This window comes from Flaviramulus sp., assembly GCF_982512915.1.
In genome coordinates, this window is sequence record NZ_CEWOCJ010000003.1 from 171,159 (window position 1) to 187,504 (window position 16,346).

General features: G+C 31.7%; 14 protein-coding genes. 5 read left to right on the forward strand and 9 right to left on the reverse strand.

Annotated elements, in window-relative coordinates:
• The first annotated feature begins 280 nt into the window (after positions 1-280).
• Together AC1XJX_RS03460 and AC1XJX_RS03465 are read left to right on the forward strand one after the other, a co-directional pair.
• Positions 281-2,566 (forward strand): inorganic phosphate transporter, encoded by a 2,286-nt coding sequence (locus AC1XJX_RS03460; RefSeq protein ID WP_482002566.1) that lies wholly within the window; start codon positions 281-283, stop codon positions 2,564-2,566.
• An 89-nt stretch (positions 2,567-2,655) separates the two neighbouring features.
• On the forward strand, positions 2,656-3,378 hold the full coding sequence (locus AC1XJX_RS03465) for a DUF6503 family protein (RefSeq protein ID WP_482002567.1): 723 nt from the start codon (positions 2,656-2,658) through the stop codon (positions 3,376-3,378).
• A 100-nt stretch (positions 3,379-3,478) separates the two neighbouring features.
• On the opposite strand, the gene AC1XJX_RS03470 is transcribed toward AC1XJX_RS03465, so the two are convergent.
• From AC1XJX_RS03470 to AC1XJX_RS03480, 3 genes are all read right to left on the reverse strand, one after another.
• Positions 3,479-5,968: a ribonucleoside-diphosphate reductase subunit alpha gene (locus AC1XJX_RS03470; protein ID WP_482002568.1), complete on the reverse strand. Its 2,490-nt coding sequence runs from the start codon at positions 5,966-5,968 to the stop codon at positions 3,479-3,481.
• A gap of 270 nt (positions 5,969-6,238) precedes the next feature.
• The gene (locus AC1XJX_RS03475; RefSeq protein ID WP_482002569.1) at positions 6,239-7,222 is read right to left on the reverse strand and encodes a ribonucleotide-diphosphate reductase subunit beta; all 984 of its coding nucleotides are present in this window, start codon (positions 7,220-7,222) and stop codon (positions 6,239-6,241) included.
• Between the two features lie 282 nt (positions 7,223-7,504).
• Complete coding sequence (locus tag AC1XJX_RS03480; RefSeq protein ID WP_482002570.1) at positions 7,505-8,080, reverse strand: DUF3109 family protein; 576 nt, start codon at positions 8,078-8,080, stop codon at positions 7,505-7,507.
• A 97-nt stretch (positions 8,081-8,177) separates the two neighbouring features.
• Between AC1XJX_RS03480 and AC1XJX_RS03485 the strand changes: the two genes are divergently transcribed.
• The 3 genes from AC1XJX_RS03485 to AC1XJX_RS03495 are packed head-to-tail and all read left to right on the forward strand — an operon-like array spanning position 8,178 to position 9,592.
• Positions 8,178-8,765 carry a MarC family protein gene (locus tag AC1XJX_RS03485; RefSeq protein ID WP_482002571.1) on the forward strand — a complete coding sequence of 196 codons (588 nt, stop codon included), beginning with the start codon at positions 8,178-8,180 and terminating at the stop codon, positions 8,763-8,765.
• A gap of 13 nt (positions 8,766-8,778) precedes the next feature.
• Positions 8,779-8,982: a hypothetical protein gene (locus AC1XJX_RS03490; protein WP_482002572.1), complete on the forward strand. Its 204-nt coding sequence runs from the start codon at positions 8,779-8,781 to the stop codon at positions 8,980-8,982.
• Position 8,983: 1 nt separating this feature from the next.
• Positions 8,984-9,592 carry an FAD-dependent oxidoreductase gene (locus AC1XJX_RS03495; RefSeq protein ID WP_482002573.1) on the forward strand — a complete coding sequence of 203 codons (609 nt, stop codon included), beginning with the start codon at positions 8,984-8,986 and terminating at the stop codon, positions 9,590-9,592.
• Positions 9,593-9,689: 97 nt separating this feature from the next.
• Here AC1XJX_RS03495 and AC1XJX_RS03500 read toward each other — a convergent pair whose 3' ends face one another.
• The 6 genes from AC1XJX_RS03500 to AC1XJX_RS03525 all read right to left on the reverse strand — a co-directional run bounded on the left by AC1XJX_RS03500 (position 9,690) and on the right by AC1XJX_RS03525 (position 16,283).
• The gene (locus AC1XJX_RS03500; protein ID WP_482002574.1) at positions 9,690-10,310 is read right to left on the reverse strand and encodes a hypothetical protein; all 621 of its coding nucleotides are present in this window, start codon (positions 10,308-10,310) and stop codon (positions 9,690-9,692) included.
• A 25-nt stretch (positions 10,311-10,335) separates the two neighbouring features.
• Entirely contained in the window at positions 10,336-12,084 is a 1,749-nt protein-coding gene (locus tag AC1XJX_RS03505) for a hypothetical protein (RefSeq protein WP_482002575.1), read from the reverse strand.
• A 280-nt stretch (positions 12,085-12,364) separates the two neighbouring features.
• The gene (locus AC1XJX_RS03510) at positions 12,365-13,960 is read right to left on the reverse strand and encodes a S41 family peptidase (protein ID WP_482002576.1); all 1,596 of its coding nucleotides are present in this window, start codon (positions 13,958-13,960) and stop codon (positions 12,365-12,367) included.
• Complete coding sequence (locus tag AC1XJX_RS03515; protein ID WP_482002577.1) at positions 13,960-14,391, reverse strand: deoxycytidylate deaminase; 432 nt, start codon at positions 14,389-14,391, stop codon at positions 13,960-13,962. Before AC1XJX_RS03515 ends, AC1XJX_RS03510 begins: the two co-directional genes overlap by 1 nt.
• A gap of 294 nt (positions 14,392-14,685) precedes the next feature.
• Positions 14,686-15,276 (reverse strand): HupE/UreJ family protein, encoded by a 591-nt coding sequence (locus AC1XJX_RS03520; protein WP_482002578.1) that lies wholly within the window; start codon positions 15,274-15,276, stop codon positions 14,686-14,688.
• A gap of 50 nt (positions 15,277-15,326) precedes the next feature.
• Positions 15,327-16,283, reverse strand: coding sequence for an NAD-dependent epimerase/dehydratase family protein (locus AC1XJX_RS03525; RefSeq protein WP_482002579.1), 957 nt, complete (start codon positions 16,281-16,283; stop codon positions 15,327-15,329).
• Positions 16,284-16,346: the final 63 nt, after the last annotated feature.

Here is a 16,346-nt window from a genome sequence, read left to right on the forward strand (position 1 = left end):
GGGTTTAAATTAATAATTACTTTACAAACATACTATAAAATTTACGTTTAAACAACACTTACATAACATTAAATTAACATTAAATATATAAATTATTGTTTTTCAGTATTTTAACAAATAAAAAAGTATTAACATATGAATATAGATAGAATAAAAACCTCATATAAAGGGTAATTTTAGTTTGTTTTTTTTAGTATAGATTGAAAAGAACATAACATTTCCATAACATTGAGTTCGATTAAAAATTCGACATTTGTTTTTAATATATTTTAACATTTAGATGGGAGATATTTATATTTACATGCTAGTGGCGCTCGCTTTTTTAGCTGTAGCCGATTTAGTTGTTGGTGTTAGTAATGATGCTGTAAATTTTCTTAATTCTGCTATTGGTTCAAAGGCAGTTTCTTTTAAAACCATCATGATAGTTGCCAGTTTAGGTGTAGCATTAGGAGCTATGTCGTCAAGTGGTATGATGGAAGTTGCAAGAAAAGGTATTTTTAACCCTAGTGAATTTATGTTTGATGAAATCATGATCGTCTTTATGGCAGTTATGATAACAGATATATTATTATTAGATTTTTTTAATACCCTCGGGCTTCCTACCTCTACAACAGTTTCCATAGTTTTTGAACTTTTAGGAGCTTCTGTCTGTATTGCCCTTATTAAAATTGCTAATGATGACACCCAAACTTTATTAGATGTTGGTAACTATATTAATAATGAAAAAGCTATCGAAATTATTTTAGGAATCCTATTATCTGTTGTGATTGCTTTTAGTGTTGGAGCCATTATTCAATTTATTTCAAGACTATTATTATCTTTTAATTTTAATGAAAAACCAGATCTTTATGGAGCCGTATTTAGTGGTTTTGCAGTAACATCAATCATGTACTTTATTCTAATTAAAGGTATTAAAAATGCATCTTTTATGAATGAAAGTATTAAAGGTTTAATCTCAACAAATCCTCTTACTTTATTAGGTATTGGCTTTGTTTTTTTTAGTATTATATCGCTTTTATTAATCTCCTTTTTCAAAATAAATATTTACAAAATCATTATTGTAGTTGGAACATTTGCGCTAGCAGTTGCTTTTGCAGGAAACGATTTGGTTAATTTCATTGGAGTACCTATAGCCGCTTATGATGCCTTTACACACTGGTTTGAAAGCGGTATTTTGGCTACAGATTATCGAATGACAGAATTATCACAAGCAGTTCCAACAAAGCCTGTTTTATTACTTATAGCCGGACTCATTATGGTTTTAACTTTATGGTTTTCTAGTAAAGCTATTTCTGTAGTAAAAACCTCTGTAGATTTATCTCGTCAAGATGAAGGAAAAGAACGTTTTGAACCCAACTACCTCTCAAGAGGGATTGTTAGAATAAGTATTGCTGCTTCTGAAGGTTTTAACAACCTAATTCCTAAATCAGTTAATCAATATATAGACAAACAGTTTGTTAAACCTTCCGTTTCAAAAGCCATAAAATCTGAAGATTTACCTGCTTTTGATTTAGTAAGAGCTGCTGTAAACCTTATGGTAGCGAGTGTATTAATATCGTTAGCAACTTCTATGAAGTTACCATTATCTACAACCTACGTAACTTTTATGGTAGCAATGGGTACCTCATTAGCAGATCGTGCTTGGGGAAGCGAAAGCGCCGTTTACAGAGTTGCAGGTGTTTTAAATGTTATAGGTGGATGGTTCTTTACCGCTTTAAGCGCTTTTGCAGCTGCAGCTGTAATGGCTTTAATTTTATTTTACGGAAGAGGTATTGCCTTAACAATATTACTAAGTTTGGCTATTATGTTACTTGTTAGAAACTATTTAAATCACAGAAAAAAAGCTAAAGAACTACAAGTTGAAGATAGTTTACAAAAAGCAGAAAGCAGTTCTATACAAGGTGTTATTCACGAAAGTGCTAATAATATAGCTAATGTTGTTAAACGTGGTAATAAAATATATAGTACTGCAATTAACGGTTTAGCAAAACAAGACTTAGATTTATTAAAAAAGAATAAAAAACAAGTTACTAAACTTTCTAGTGAAGTTGATGAACTAAGGGATAATATTTTCTATTTTATTAAAAATTTAGACGAAACTAGTGTAGGAGCTAGTAATTTCTATATTCATATTTTGGGATACTTGCAAGACATGGCACAATCGCTTGAATACATAAGTAAAGTAAGCCATAAACACGTAAGTAACAACCATAAAAAACTAAAATTCAACCAAATAAAAGAGTTAAAAGAAGTTGATATGCGTTTTGAAACATTTTTTAATAATACTCAAAATGCATTTGAATCAAGATCTTTTGAAGAAATTGGAACTATTTTAGGAAGAAAACAAGAAATTTTAGAGCTTGTTACTAGTAAGATTCAAAAACAAGTAGAGCGTACTCGTAATGAAGAATCCAGTCCAAAAAACACGACGTTGTATTTTAGTTTATTGTTAGAAACCAAAGATTTGTTAAATGCCACTATGAATCTTTTAGAAGAGTATTATAACTCTCATGATGCATCGGTAAAACCAGCAAAAATAACAACAACTTCTGAAGAAGAAGAATAAAATCAACTCCCAAATAATATAAAAAAGCATCTTTTACAAGATGCTTTTTGTTTTTATAATTTAAATTAGAGAACTAATTCATTTTTATCATGAAAACATTTACAATACTATTATTTTTAATTTTAACATATTTAAAAAGTTTTAGTCAAAATATATCTGGTGAACAGCTGCTAGAAAAAGCCATATCTTATCACGATCCTGAAGAGAATTGGAAAACTTTTAATGGCACACTTTTTATAACCATGGAAACACCAAATAGTGGTAAAAGAGACAGTGAAGTAACTATTAACTTACCAAAATCTTACTTTAAGTTGATATCAAAACGAGATAGTCTCATAACTACACATACTTCAGATAAAGGAGCATGTATTATAACTAAAAGTGATTCTTTAAGAATTGCCAAACAAACAACAAAACTAAATCGTTCTCACTGTGAAACAACCGAGCTTTATAAAAACTATTACACGTATTTGTATGGTTTACCCATGAAACTTAAGAACCCTGGAACCAACATAAGTGATAAAGTTGAGACGAAACGATTTAAAGGAAAAGACTATTTAACATTTAGGGTAGATTATGACTCTCAAGTTGGTAGTGATGTGTGGTATTTTTATTTTAATCCCACTACTTATGCTATGGAGATTTATCAATTTTTTAAAACCGATGATAAGGGTAAAATAAAACCTGATAGTGGTGAGTATATTTTATTGAAAGATGAAGCTATAATAAATCATATAAAAATGCCCAAAGCTAGAGCTTGGTTTTATAATAAAGATGATACATATTTAGGAACAGATATTTTAACGCAATAAAAAAAGCACCTCTTTCGAGGTGCTTTTTACAACACTTAATTTTAAATCCCTCTCAAATTCCTTGAGGTTAGAATTGAGAAAAATTTACAAGTGCTAATTATTAAGATCCGCACATTAAACAATCATCACCTTCTCCAGCTTTGGCTTGTGCAATAAGGGCTTTCATTTCTTCAGCACTCATAGGTTGCACATCAACTTCTTGTGTGTTTTGTTTTGCAAATTTCGCAGCGTTTTGTGCAGCTAATTTCATTTTCTTAGCTTCATCTTGCTCAGATACTACTTGATTTACCTCAACAACTTCTGCTGTTGGCTCTTCCATTTTTGTAGTTTGAAGCGTAAATTTAATAGCATCAACAGCACTCTTAGTACGTAAGTAGTACATACCTGTTTTTAAGCCACTTTTCCAAGCATAAAAATGCATTGAAGTTAATTTAGCCATAGTAGCTCCTTCTAAAAACAAGTTAAGTGATTGTGATTGGTCAATAAAATATCCACGTTGACGAGACATGTCTATAATATCTTTCATACTTAGTTCCCAAACTGTTTTGTATAGTTCTTTAATCTCTTGTGGAATGATATCGATACCTTGAACAGATCCGTTAGCTCTCATGATATCTTGTTTTAAACTTTCATTCCATAAACCTAATTCTACTAAATCTTCAAGTAAGTGCTTATTCACTACAATAAACTCACCAGATAATACACGACGTGTGTAAATATTAGAGGTGTAAGGCTCAAAACACTCATTATTTCCTAAAATTTGAGACGTAGATGCTGTTGGCATTGGCGCTACTAATAACGAGTTACGCACACCATGTTTTAATACTTGTTTGCGCAATTTATCCCAATCCCAATTACCACTCAATTCTTCATCTTTTAATCCCCATAAATTATATTGAAACTCACCTTTACTTATAGGAGAGCCTTTATATGATTGGTACGGACCATCTTCTTTAGCCTCCTCCATACTTGCAGTAACAGCAGCAAAATAAAGTGTTTCAAAAATATCCTGATTTAATTTTTTTGCTTCATCACTTGTAAAAGGTAAGCGCAATTGAATAAAAGCATCTGCTAAACCTTGTACACCTAAACCAATAGGTCTGTGACGCATATTAGAGTTTTCTGCTTCAATTACTGGGTAGTAATTTCTATCAATTACTCTGTTTAAATTTTTAGTAACACGTTTAGTAATACGGAACAATTCCTTATGATCAAACTCACCATTTTTAACAAACATTGGTAATGCAATAGATGCTAAATTACAAACAGCAACCTCATCTGGAGATGTGTACTCTAAAATCTCTGTACATAAATTTGAAGAGCGTATAGTTCCTAAATTTTGTTGATTCGATTTACGGTTAGCTGCATCTTTATAAAGCATGTAAGGTGTACCTGTTTCAATTTGAGATTCTAATATTTTCTCCCAAAGCTCGCGTGCTTTAATAGTTTTGCGACCTTTACCTTCTGCTTCATATTTTAAATATAAAGCTTCGAATTCTTCGCTGTGTGTTTCTGGTAATCCTGGACATTCATTAGGACACATTAAAGTCCAAGGCCCATCTTCCTGAACACGTCTCATAAATAAATCTGAAATCCACATCGCATAAAATAAATCACGCGCACGCATTTCTTCTTTACCATGGTTTTTCTTTAAGTCTAAGAAATCAAAAATATCAGCATGCCAAGTTTCAATATAAATAGCAAAACTTCCTTTACGTTTTCCGCCACCTTGATCTACATAACGTGCTGTATCATTAAATACTTGAAGCATTGGTACAATTCCATTACTGGTTCCGTTTGTGCCTGCAATATAACTACCTGTAGCACGAACATTATGAATAGCTAATCCAATTCCTCCTGCAGATTGAGAAATTTTTGCAGTTTGTTTTAAGGTATCATAAATGCCTTCAATACTATCATCTTTCATTGTTAAAAGGAAACAAGATGACATTTGTGGTTTTGGTGTACCTGAATTAAATAATGTTGGTGTAGCGTGCGTAAAATATTTTTTAGACATGAGCTCATAAGTCTCAATAGCTGATTCGATATCATTTAAATGAATTCCAACAGAAACACGCATCAACATGTGCTGAGGACGCTCTGCTATTTGTCCATTTAACTTTAAAAGATATGAACGTTCTAATGTTTTAAACCCAAAATAATCATAACCAAAATCACGATTATATATAATTGTAGAGTCGAAACGGTCTTTGTTCTCCATAATTACATTGTAAACCTCATCAGATAATAAAGGTGCATCCTTACCTGTTCTTGGGTTTACATAGGTATACAAATCGTGCATAACCTCACTAAACGTTTTCTTGGTATTTTTGTGTAAGTTTGAAACAGAAATACGTGCTGCTAAACGTGCATAGTCTGGGTGAGCGGTTGTCATAGTTGCAGCAATTTCGGCTGCTAGATTATCAAGTTCGCTAGTAGTTACACCATCATACAAACCCTCTATTACACGCATTGCTACTTTTAAAGGATCAACTAATTCGTTTAATCCGTAACATAACTTTCTCACTCTAGCAGTGATTTTATCGAACATGATTTGCTCTTTTCTTCCGTCTCTTTTTACTACATACATTGTTTTACACTTTTTTTTAATATTCCTGATACACCTTCAGAAATTGGGTTAGTTAGTTAGCCTAGATTCGAAACTCTTTTTTAAAAAAGTTTAAAACCTAGAGGTTTAGTTAATTTAATAAATCTTATTTAGTTTAGTTTTCCACTAAGTGGAAGGTAATTTTATTTTTTAAAAAGAAATTATTTAGTTTCTTTTATAAATCGATGGTTTCGCGGGTTTGACAAATTATAAGAATACTTCTACACAAAGCTTCGAGGTATTCTTATTCGACTAAAAATCAGCGTCAAAAGTAAATTTATCTTTCTCTTCTTCTTTATTTAATACTCCTGCTTTCTGGTATTCTGACACACGTTTTTCAAAGAAGTTGGTTTTTCCTTGTAACGAAATCATATCCATAAAATCGAATGGATTGGCCGTATTATAAACTTTATCACAACCTAATTCAAATAACAACCTGTCTGTTACAAATTCCAAATATTGCGACATTAAAACAGCATTCATTCCTATCAAACTAGATGGTAAAGATTCTGTTATAAATTCACGTTCTATATCTAAAGCATCTACTAAAATCTCAGTAATACGAGATTTTGGTACACGGTTTATTAAATGTTTGTTATGTAAGTGCACCGCAAAGTCACAGTGAACACCTTCATCACGAGAGATTAATTCGTTTGAGAAAGTTAATCCTGGCATTAAGCCTCTTTTCTTTAACCAAAAAATAGAACAAAATGCGCCTGAAAAGAAAATCCCTTCTACAGCTGCAAAAGCAATTAAACGTTCTGCAAAACTTGGAGACTCTATCCATTTTAAAGCCCAATCTGCTTTCTTTTTAATTGCAGGAAAGTTCTCTAAAGCATTAAATAATAAATCTTTTTCTTTTTCGTCTTTTACGTAAGTATCTATTAAAAGCGAGTAAGTTTCACTATGGATATTTTCCATCATGATTTGAAATCCATAGAAGAATTTTGCTTCACTATACTGCACTTCGTTTACAAAATTTTCTGCTAAATTTTCATTTACAATACCATCACTCGCTGCAAAAAATGCTAAAATATGCTTAATAAAATAACGCTCATCATCATTTAATTTTGTAGACCAGTCTGTTAAATCTTGATGTAAATCAATTTCTTCTGCCGTCCAAAAACTTGCCTCAGATTTTTTGTACCATTCCCAAATATCATGATGTTGGATTGGAAAAATCACAAAACGATCTTTATTTTCTTGCAAAATTGGTTCTACAGCTATTTGCGACATTGTTTTTTGTTTTTAAAAAGTTTACTAAAATTTTCACACTTTTGGGAACAACAAAGATTGAAAATAGATGCCAAAAATGAAAGGTATAGTTATAAACATTGTCAACAAGTTTTTAACAATGTAAAAATCATAAGGAATACCAACGTTTGATTTTTGTTATTTTTAATTAATTGATAATCAATAATTTAAAAATATTTTAAGCTTAAATAAACATTGATGTATTTTGAGATAGATGCCCTAAAAAAACATGTTTTATTGTGTTTAACTAACTGGCTTTTGTAGTTATTTTGAGGTACTCATTTTTTCTGCAATCTTTTCTAATTCCAGATACCAATCTTCACCAAATTTTCTAATTAAAGCTTCTTTTACAAATTTATAAACCGGAACGCCTAATTCTTTACCAAGTTCGCAAGCATCATCACAAATTTGCCATTTATGATAATTTATGGCTGAAAATTCTGTGTATTCTTGAACTCTTATAGGATATAAATGACAGGATACTGGTTTTTTCCAAGAAATTTCTCCTTGATTGTATGCTTCTTCAATGGCGCAAAGTGCTACGTTGTTTTTATCAAAAATAACATAAGCACAATCTGCATTATTTATTAAAGGTGTTTCAAAATCGCCATCTTCATTAGTTATAAAAGTACCTTGTGCTTCAATAGCTTCAATACCTACTTTTCTTAAAAAAGGTTTTACTTTAGGATAAATAGCTTCAAGTATTTTAGTTTCATCAGGCTCAAGTGGCGCACCAGCATCACCATCAATACAACAAGCGCCTTTACAGGCAGACAGGTTGCATAAAAAATCCTTTTCTATAATCTCCTCAGAAACAATTGTTTTACCTAACTGAAACATAAAATTGTTTATCTTTTAAGTAGCAAAAATAGTTAATCTTTACATCAAATTAATTAAGATAATACGCTACTTTTGCCGAAAATTTAAAACTCAAGACATGCAACTTAATTTTAAAGAAATATTTACAGCGTTTATGGTGCTTTTCGCTGTTATAGATATTGTAGGTAATATTCCTATTGTTATTGATTTACGCAAAAAAGTTGGGCATATACAAAGTGAAAAAGCCTCTATAATTGCTGGTGGTATTTTAATAATTTTTCTGTTTTTAGGAAAAAGTATTTTAAACCTTATAGGCATTGATGTAAACTCTTTTGCAGTAGCTGGTTCTTTTATTTTATTTTTTATTGCTTTAGAGATGATTTTAGGTATTACATTATATAAACAGGAAGAACATACTGCTATGACAGCTTCTATTTTTCCATTAGCATTTCCGCTTATTGCTGGTCCTGGTAGTTTAACTACCTTACTATCATTAAGAGCAGAATTTAGAACAGAAAATATTATTGTTGCGGTTTTACTAAATGTTATTGTTATTTTTATAGTATTAAAAACATCAGCGAGAATTGAGCGTTTTTTAGGAGCAAACGGTATTAATATTATCCGTAAAGTATTTGGTGTTGTTTTATTAGCAATTGCTGTTAAACTTTTTGCCCATAACATAAAAGCCTTGTTTGAGCTGATATAAAAACCATTTACAAATGAAATTAGCAACAATTATAATTAGTGTTCTTGCTTTAGCACTTATTGTCTTTAACCTAACCAAAGTAAATTTTGATGCCCCTTTTGAAGGTGATAGCACCATTGCTTTAATAACCATTTTAGCATCCCTATGTGTTATTTTAATGATGTCCATTTTAAGGATTTCAAAACGTATAGAACAAAAAGTAAAAGAACGCCAATAGTATGTTTGATGCCTTGATTATTGGTGGAGGTGCCGCTGGTTTGTCTTGTGCTTTAGTGTTGGGATCTGCTAAGGATAAAACTTTTGCAAAAGATAAACGCATTGGTATTATTGTTCACCAAAAAACATCCCATTTACAAACTGCCTTATTCAATAATGTTTTAGGATTAAACCCCGGAACTACAGGAGCCTCCATTTTGCAAAGCGGAAAAGAGCAACTCGCTACTTTATACCCACACGTGGAACAAATAGATAAAGAAAAAGTTTTGGAAATCTCTAAAACCGATGATTTGTTTTTAATAAAAACCAACAAAAATAGATACACTTCAAAATTGGTTGTGATTGCCGTGGGTTACACCAATTTAATGACTATAAAAGGTTTGGAACAATACATAGAACCTCATCCAAGAGCGGCTATTGAAAAGGAACGTATTTGGTTAAAAAATACAGATCATAAAATTGAAGACAATCTTTATGTTGCTGGAACACTTGCGGGTTGGCGAAGCCAATTTGCTATCGCTTCGGGTAGTGGTACACACGTGGCTACCGATATTTTAACCCTTTGGAATAGTGGGAACCATGTGAAAGTACATGATAAGGTTGATGTATAATCATTCAGCCTTGCTTAACTTAACCCTCCTTTGACGGCACGAGCGAGACGCTCGCGTTATCGGGGGATAAGCTGAGTAAAGTAGCTAAATAAGTTTATTAGGACTCCCAATATTCAACCAATTTACCTACCGTCCATATGTTATCTTTCTTATCAAGAATTACTATAAAACCATAGCCATTTAAGCCACTATAAACTATGTCTAAAGAAAAAATTCCAATATTTTTGGATTTATTAAAATAAATTCTCGATAAGTTATAAGTTGCCAAATCATTCCTGTTTTTATATTTCTCCTCACCTTTATCAGAAAAACTCAATAGTTTATACTTGGTTGTATCCATTTTAAATAATTTGGATTCCATATAAGATTTACCCTTTTTATTTTTTATTTCTGATAAAATTGATTCAAAATCATTCTTTTCTAAAAAAGGCTTAATTTTATTAAATACATGTTCATCACCTTTTATTTGATTAATTGTATCGCAAATAAAAACAACTAATGGTTCATAAACTTCCGTTTTCTTCATTTCTATAAGCTCATAAAATTTTTTTTGGCCTTCTAGATTCTTAAAATCCTCTGGGGATGGAACAACTAATTTTCTATAATCTGTTATTGTTGAATCAACTAATTCATTAAATAAACTACTAAAGATGTGCCTTTCCAATATGTCATCATTATTTGGATTGCAGTCATAAACAAAAAAAATAAAAAACGTCATGGCTAAAATTCTATATATAAAACATTTATTCATCACAACTCTGATTTATGTTATCGTTTAAAGGAATTTGTTGTAAATTAATGTAGTCATTCATCTGCATTTGAGTTATTAAAGGAGGATTTGTTATCTTTCCAATCTGGTCTAGTCCTTCCCATCCAAATGCCATATAATAGTCTATTGAATATGTATTGTTATCTAATTCCCTAATTGCATTAGCTATTGGTTGAACATGATTGTAAACCATAAATGTATGCGTTGCATTATTTCCTACCTTACTAGCAGGAGATATACCTTCAAAATACTCCCATAAGGACACTAAATAATTGTATTGTTCTGTTGATAGCGGTTCAGTCCCCAAATTATTACCATGATATATTCTTCTTAATTCGGCATGAATACCTTCATGAATTATTATAGAAGCTATTTCAAGGCTTGTTTTGTTATTTATCGAATGAGGAAAAGTTATAGTAATAATTCCAGTATTCTGATCAAAAGTAGTAGATGCTTCTTGATTAGAAGAAAGATTATCAATTTTTAATTTTAATTTAAATTCAGCTTTATTGTTTGTGAATGCAGATAATACATCTTTAAATAAATTATTATCAGTTGAACTAAGCAATTGATACACACATTTAGCTTTACTTGTAAGCTCATTAATAATTATATCCTCAAAATCCACTTCGCCATCGTTAATACCATCATTATCAAGGGCTTCAATAGCAAGTTTAGCAAAAGCCCCAGCTTGTGCATCAATCTCAACCCCATTCCAAAATTGATTTATAAAAGCTGTTATCTCTCCAGCCTCTATTGGGTTGTTAAACCACCAGTTATATGCATCACTCCCTATTTTTAAACCTAATTTATCTGCTACTTGTGCTGTAGACAACAAACTCTTTAAAGGCGTTAATATTGCAACACCTCCGCTACCTGTTCCTGTTCCTTCACAGGAGTTATTACAATCTTCTGTTTTAGTTTCCGTACTCTTATCAAATAAAAATGTATCAGGTTCTCCACCACACACCAAGACATCCATTGTTTGGGTTATCGTTTCTTTTTCCCCACAACTTTCATGTAAATGCCATCTATCTGAGTTTGTCCCCCCGCAACCTGCTACGTATGTATAGGTGTTACAATTTAAGCCACTAGACGAGATGGTTGAACCGCCTGAACCATCTCCCGAACTACCACTACCTGTACCTGCTCCACCAGCAGTACCTCCAGTTCCTGAACCAGAGTAAGTTGGCAGAGTGATTTCACCACATATGCAATCATCAACTTCTCCTTTATTTGTAATTGAAAAATTTGGATTTGAAGCTAAAAAATTTGACAAACTATACTTTTGTATTTTACCAACAAAAGCATCTAGATTATAACCCGATTCAATAAAGGCTTGCAATGTATCGTCATTAGACACAAACTTATGCACATAAATTGAGGGCTCTGTAGAGGTTATACTTTCATTAACTATTAGGTTGTAAAATGTAGCGGTATCATCATCATTTACCTTTAACCTAAAAGTGTAATTGGTATTACCCAGACTATCAATAACCTCAACAATATTATCTAAATCTAAAGAATTTTGATTATTTCCATTTTTTGATGTAGTTGAAGTATTATAGCCTATTTTAGAGTTTATGGCTGATAAAATATCGCTTCCTATTTCTTTCGAACTCAGAAATTTTATATGTAATTCTGGTGTTTTTAGCTCTAAAGAGCTAATCGTATTATCGTCTTTTTCACAATTCCAAATAGACATGGAAATCACGAAAAGCAAGATTCCGAGTTTGTAAAAGCTTTTACTTTTTAAAAATTTAAGGTGATTTAATACATTCATGTAAGCAATAATTATATGGTTAATAAAATAATTTTGCTTTTACTAGTTATGAGGGAAATTATTATTTGATAAACTTAATAAAATCATTGTAAATTCCTACGATGAAAGTTAATGAAATTATGCCATTTGTCGAAAATACAAGTTTCTTGCTGTGGGAAACCCGTAAAAGTTTAAAGTTTATAAAATTTTAAGGAATATTTTATAAATTATTTTGGATAGCCTAATACTCACCAGTATCACTCAACTTAATCACCTCATCAATCATAATATCGCGTTGGTTGTAAACCTCTTCAAAAGCGCCATCACCAAATAGCTGATCAGCTAATGTGGCTTTAATATATTGTTTTACCTCTTCATGGTAGGCTACAAAAGTTACTTTAGATTCGGTTCTTAAATTGAGATAATCTTGAAAAGCAAATACCAATTCGTCATTAACCTCAAACGTATCTATAAATAGTTGTCTAGACATATTATCATAGGCATGTCTATCTTTCTCTAAAGCTTCAAATACAAAATTTCCAAAAAAACCACGTCGCAATAAATAGGATAATGTTTCATTTTGCATACTTCTATCTATAGGTACAAAAACGTCAGGTACAATACCTCCACCACCATAAACTATTTTTCCAGCAGGTGTTTTAAATTTTAACGAATCGTCTACTTTAATTTTTTCAGGATCTAGAAGCTCTCCACTTTCTAATCTATCAAAATACTCGTCGTAGTAATCTTTATTTCCGTTTTTATAAGGACGTTGTATAGAACGTCCTGTTGGGGTATAATACCTAGATACTGTTAGACGCACCGCGCTGCCATCACCTAAGTCCATCTCGCGTTGTACTAAGCCTTTTCCGTAAGAGCGACGCCCTACAATAGTGCCTTTGTCATTATCTTGTAAAGCACCTGCAACTATCTCACTTGCCGATGCTGAGTTTTCGTCAATCAAAACATATACTTTACCATCTTCAAAATCACCTTTGTCGGTGGCGTAGCTTTTTTCAATACTACCTCGTTTGTTTTTAGTGAACAAAATGAGTTTATCATCCTCTAAAAATTCATCAACAATTTGTTCGGCAATACCTAAAAAACCTCCTGGATTATCTCTCAAATCAAGGGCAATTTCTGTTGCGCCTAAATCTTTTAACTTTTCTAAACCCGCTTTAAATTCTTTATAGGTAGATTCTGCAAAACGGTTTATTTTTATATAGCCCAATTTTTCGGTGAGCATATAAGATGCATCCACACTTTTTATAGGAATAACAGCACGTTTTATTGTAAAATCAAGTAATTCTGGTTCTCCTTTTCTATAAACTTTTAATTTTACTTTAGAGTTTATAGTCCCTTTTAATCTTTTAATAATTTCACCATCTTTTAAATTATCACCAAAAAGAGAATCATCATTAGCCATAATAATTCTATCTCCGCCAACTATACCAGCTTTAGCGCTAGGTCCGTTTTCAATAGCTCTAATAACTGCAATCGTATCTTTATAGGTATAAAAGCTAACCCCAATACCTACAAAATCTCCTTTCATTTCTTCGGCAACACGCGCCATGTTTTCTTTAGGAATATAAACCGAGTGCGGATCTAGATTTTTAAGTATGCCATTAACGGTTACATCAACAATACTGTCTGTATTGATTTTATCTACATAATCATATTCAATGTAATCGATAAGCCTGTTTAGTTTATCTTTTTTACTATTAGTAGAAAACAATCTGTCTGGCGAATCCGTAAAATCTAATTTTCCGCCAATAAAAATGCCAGCTGCAATAGCAAAACCTATAATTAAGGGCAAATATTTTTTTTTGTATGGCATTATGCTTTTAAATCTTCTATATGTTCTAATTCAATTCCTGCTTTTTTCAAAAATTTTAGCCCAGAATCATCTTTATAAGCTTCGTTATAAACCACTTTTACAATACCTGCTTGGTGTATTAATTTACTACACTCTTTGCAAGGCGACATGGTAATATACAAAGTAGCGCCTTTACATGATTGTGTAGATGATGCTACTTTTAAAATGGCATTAGCCTCAGCATGTAAAACATACCATTTGGTGTATCCTTCGTCGTCTTCACAAAAATTTTCAAACCCCGATGGCGTCCCGTTATAACCATCAGATATAATCATTCTATCTTTTACAATAAGCGCCCCTACTTGTCGGCGTTTACAATATGATAATTTGCCCCATTCTTGCGCAATTCTCAAATAAGCTTTATCGTACTTAAGTTGTTTATTTTTTAGCATTAATTTTTTTAATTATGGCGTTACCCAGAAAAAAATCTGGGTCAGGCTTTCCGTTTCAATCTTTTGCCAAAAGCAAAAGGATTTTTACTACAATCCTTAACGCAAAACAATATAACGAATATACTTGGTTCGTATTTTAATTACAACGTAAGTTCGTTAAAGTTTTATGAAAATTTTATAGTTTTTAAAATCATATTATTGGAAACGTAATTTGCGTTAGGGATTTTAGCAAGCTACCGTGTAGCGCGAAAAGCCCGACCCAGACTTTTTTCTGGGTAACGCCCAAATAAAAATTTAAGAAAGGTAGTCGCTATTTAATATCATTGGTATAACAAGCCCAACTACAATAGCTGAGATAACCATAATCCAATCGCGCTTTGAAAACCTAAAAATTGTTTGAAAAATATAGCCTAAAAACAATACTACAAATACGATAATTACTTGCGAAAGCTCGATACCTAAAGCAAACTCTAACAATAATATTAACTTATTATCAGCATCTCCTAAAAACATTTGAAACTCTCTAGCAAAGCCTAAACCATGTACCAATCCAAAAAATAATGTTGAGAAAAACAAAACACCTACTTTTTCTTTTTGAGCACCTTTTCCGGCTGTAAACACATTAAAAAGCGCTATAATTAAAATGGTTATTGGAATTAAAAACTCTACTATGGTTGCATTTACACTTATAACATTGTATGCAGCTAAAACTAATGATAATGTGTGGCCTAAAGTAAACATGGAAACTAGAAGTAACACACGTTTCCAATCTTTAAAAATGTAAGGGACTGTTAAAACTATTAGGAATAAAACATGATCGTAGGCATCAATATCTAAAACGTGGTTGATGCCATATTGTACATTAAACCAAAACTCTTCTAACATAATAACTGGTAATTAGGGTTGTTTCAAAGATACAATTATTTGGTATTTTTTTAAATTTGATTGTACTTTTTATCTAGTTGAAAAAGCATCTCTTTGGTTATATCTTCCAAAGAGAATTCGTGTTTCCATTTCCAGTCTTGCCTTGCATAGGAATCGTTGATGCTTTTAGGCCAACTGTTTGCAATATCTTGCCTGTAATCTGGATTGTAATTTATTTCAAAATCTGGAATGTATTGTTTGATGGACTCTACAACTTCTTTAGGCGTAAAGCTTATGGCTGATAAATTATATGACGATCTTATTTTTACATCTTCATCTTTAGCTTGCATAATATCCACGGTTGCTTTAATAGCATCGTCCATAAACATCATAGGGAGTTTAGTGTCTTCTTTTAAAAAGCATTCATATTTTTTATCGGTTAATGCTTTATGATAAATTTCTACGGCATAATCAGTAGTGCCGCCACCTGGTAATGTTTTCCAGCTAATGATACCTGGGTAACGCAAACTTCTTACATCTACATTGTACTTGTTAAAATAATATTCGCACCAACGCTCTCCCACTTGTTTGGTTATGCCATAAACTGTTGAAGGCTCCATAACGGTGTATTGTGGTGTAAAATCTTTTGGTGTTGTAGACCCATAAACTGCTATACTTGATGGCCAAAATACTTTTTTTATAAATTTTGCCTTTGCTAAATTTAATACATGAAACAAGGAAGTCATGTTTAAATCCCAAGCTTTCATGGGGTATTTTTCTCCGGTTGCACTTAACATGGCTGCCATTAGGTATACCGTGTCAATATGATGTTTTTCGACACAAATTTTAACGCTAGCGTAATCTTGTGCATCTACAATTTCAAAATTACCGCTATTAGCAATATCAGGATTACTGTAACTAATATCGCTAGCAATGACGTTATCGTTACCGTAAATACTGCGTAATTTTAAAGTTAATTCTGAACCTATTTGTCCACAGGCGCCAATAATTAATATTTTAGAGCTCATTAAAAACCGTCTTTATAAGAATTTTGCAAAAATAACAAGATTATATTGATAATATTATATTTT

What these genes read in the sequence shown, in the direction of transcription:
- AC1XJX_RS03500 (WP_482002574.1), bottom strand. Translation starts at nt 10,310, where the DNA reads ATGACGTTTTTTATTTTTTTTGTTTATGACTGCAATCCAAATAATGAT.
- AC1XJX_RS03485 (WP_482002571.1), top strand. Translation starts at nt 8,178, where the DNA reads ATGCAACTTAATTTTAAAGAAATATTTACAGCGTTTATGGTGCTTTTC.
- AC1XJX_RS03525 (WP_482002579.1), bottom strand. Translation starts at nt 16,283, where the DNA reads ATGAGCTCTAAAATATTAATTATTGGCGCCTGTGGACAAATAGGTTCA.
- AC1XJX_RS03470 (WP_482002568.1), bottom strand. Translation starts at nt 5,968, where the DNA reads ATGTATGTAGTAAAAAGAGACGGAAGAAAAGAGCAAATCATGTTCGAT.
- AC1XJX_RS03520 (WP_482002578.1), bottom strand. Translation starts at nt 15,276, where the DNA reads ATGTTAGAAGAGTTTTGGTTTAATGTACAATATGGCATCAACCACGTT.
- AC1XJX_RS03515 (WP_482002577.1), bottom strand. Translation starts at nt 14,391, where the DNA reads ATGCTAAAAAATAAACAACTTAAGTACGATAAAGCTTATTTGAGAATT.
- AC1XJX_RS03460 (WP_482002566.1), top strand. Translation starts at nt 281, where the DNA reads ATGGGAGATATTTATATTTACATGCTAGTGGCGCTCGCTTTTTTAGCT.
- AC1XJX_RS03465 (WP_482002567.1), top strand. Translation starts at nt 2,656, where the DNA reads ATGAAAACATTTACAATACTATTATTTTTAATTTTAACATATTTAAAA.
- AC1XJX_RS03510 (WP_482002576.1), bottom strand. Translation starts at nt 13,960, where the DNA reads ATGCCATACAAAAAAAAATATTTGCCCTTAATTATAGGTTTTGCTATT.
- AC1XJX_RS03475 (WP_482002569.1), bottom strand. Translation starts at nt 7,222, where the DNA reads ATGTCGCAAATAGCTGTAGAACCAATTTTGCAAGAAAATAAAGATCGT.
- AC1XJX_RS03480 (WP_482002570.1), bottom strand. Translation starts at nt 8,080, where the DNA reads ATGTTTCAGTTAGGTAAAACAATTGTTTCTGAGGAGATTATAGAAAAG.
- AC1XJX_RS03495 (WP_482002573.1), top strand. Translation starts at nt 8,984, where the DNA reads ATGTTTGATGCCTTGATTATTGGTGGAGGTGCCGCTGGTTTGTCTTGT.
- AC1XJX_RS03490 (WP_482002572.1), top strand. Translation starts at nt 8,779, where the DNA reads ATGAAATTAGCAACAATTATAATTAGTGTTCTTGCTTTAGCACTTATT.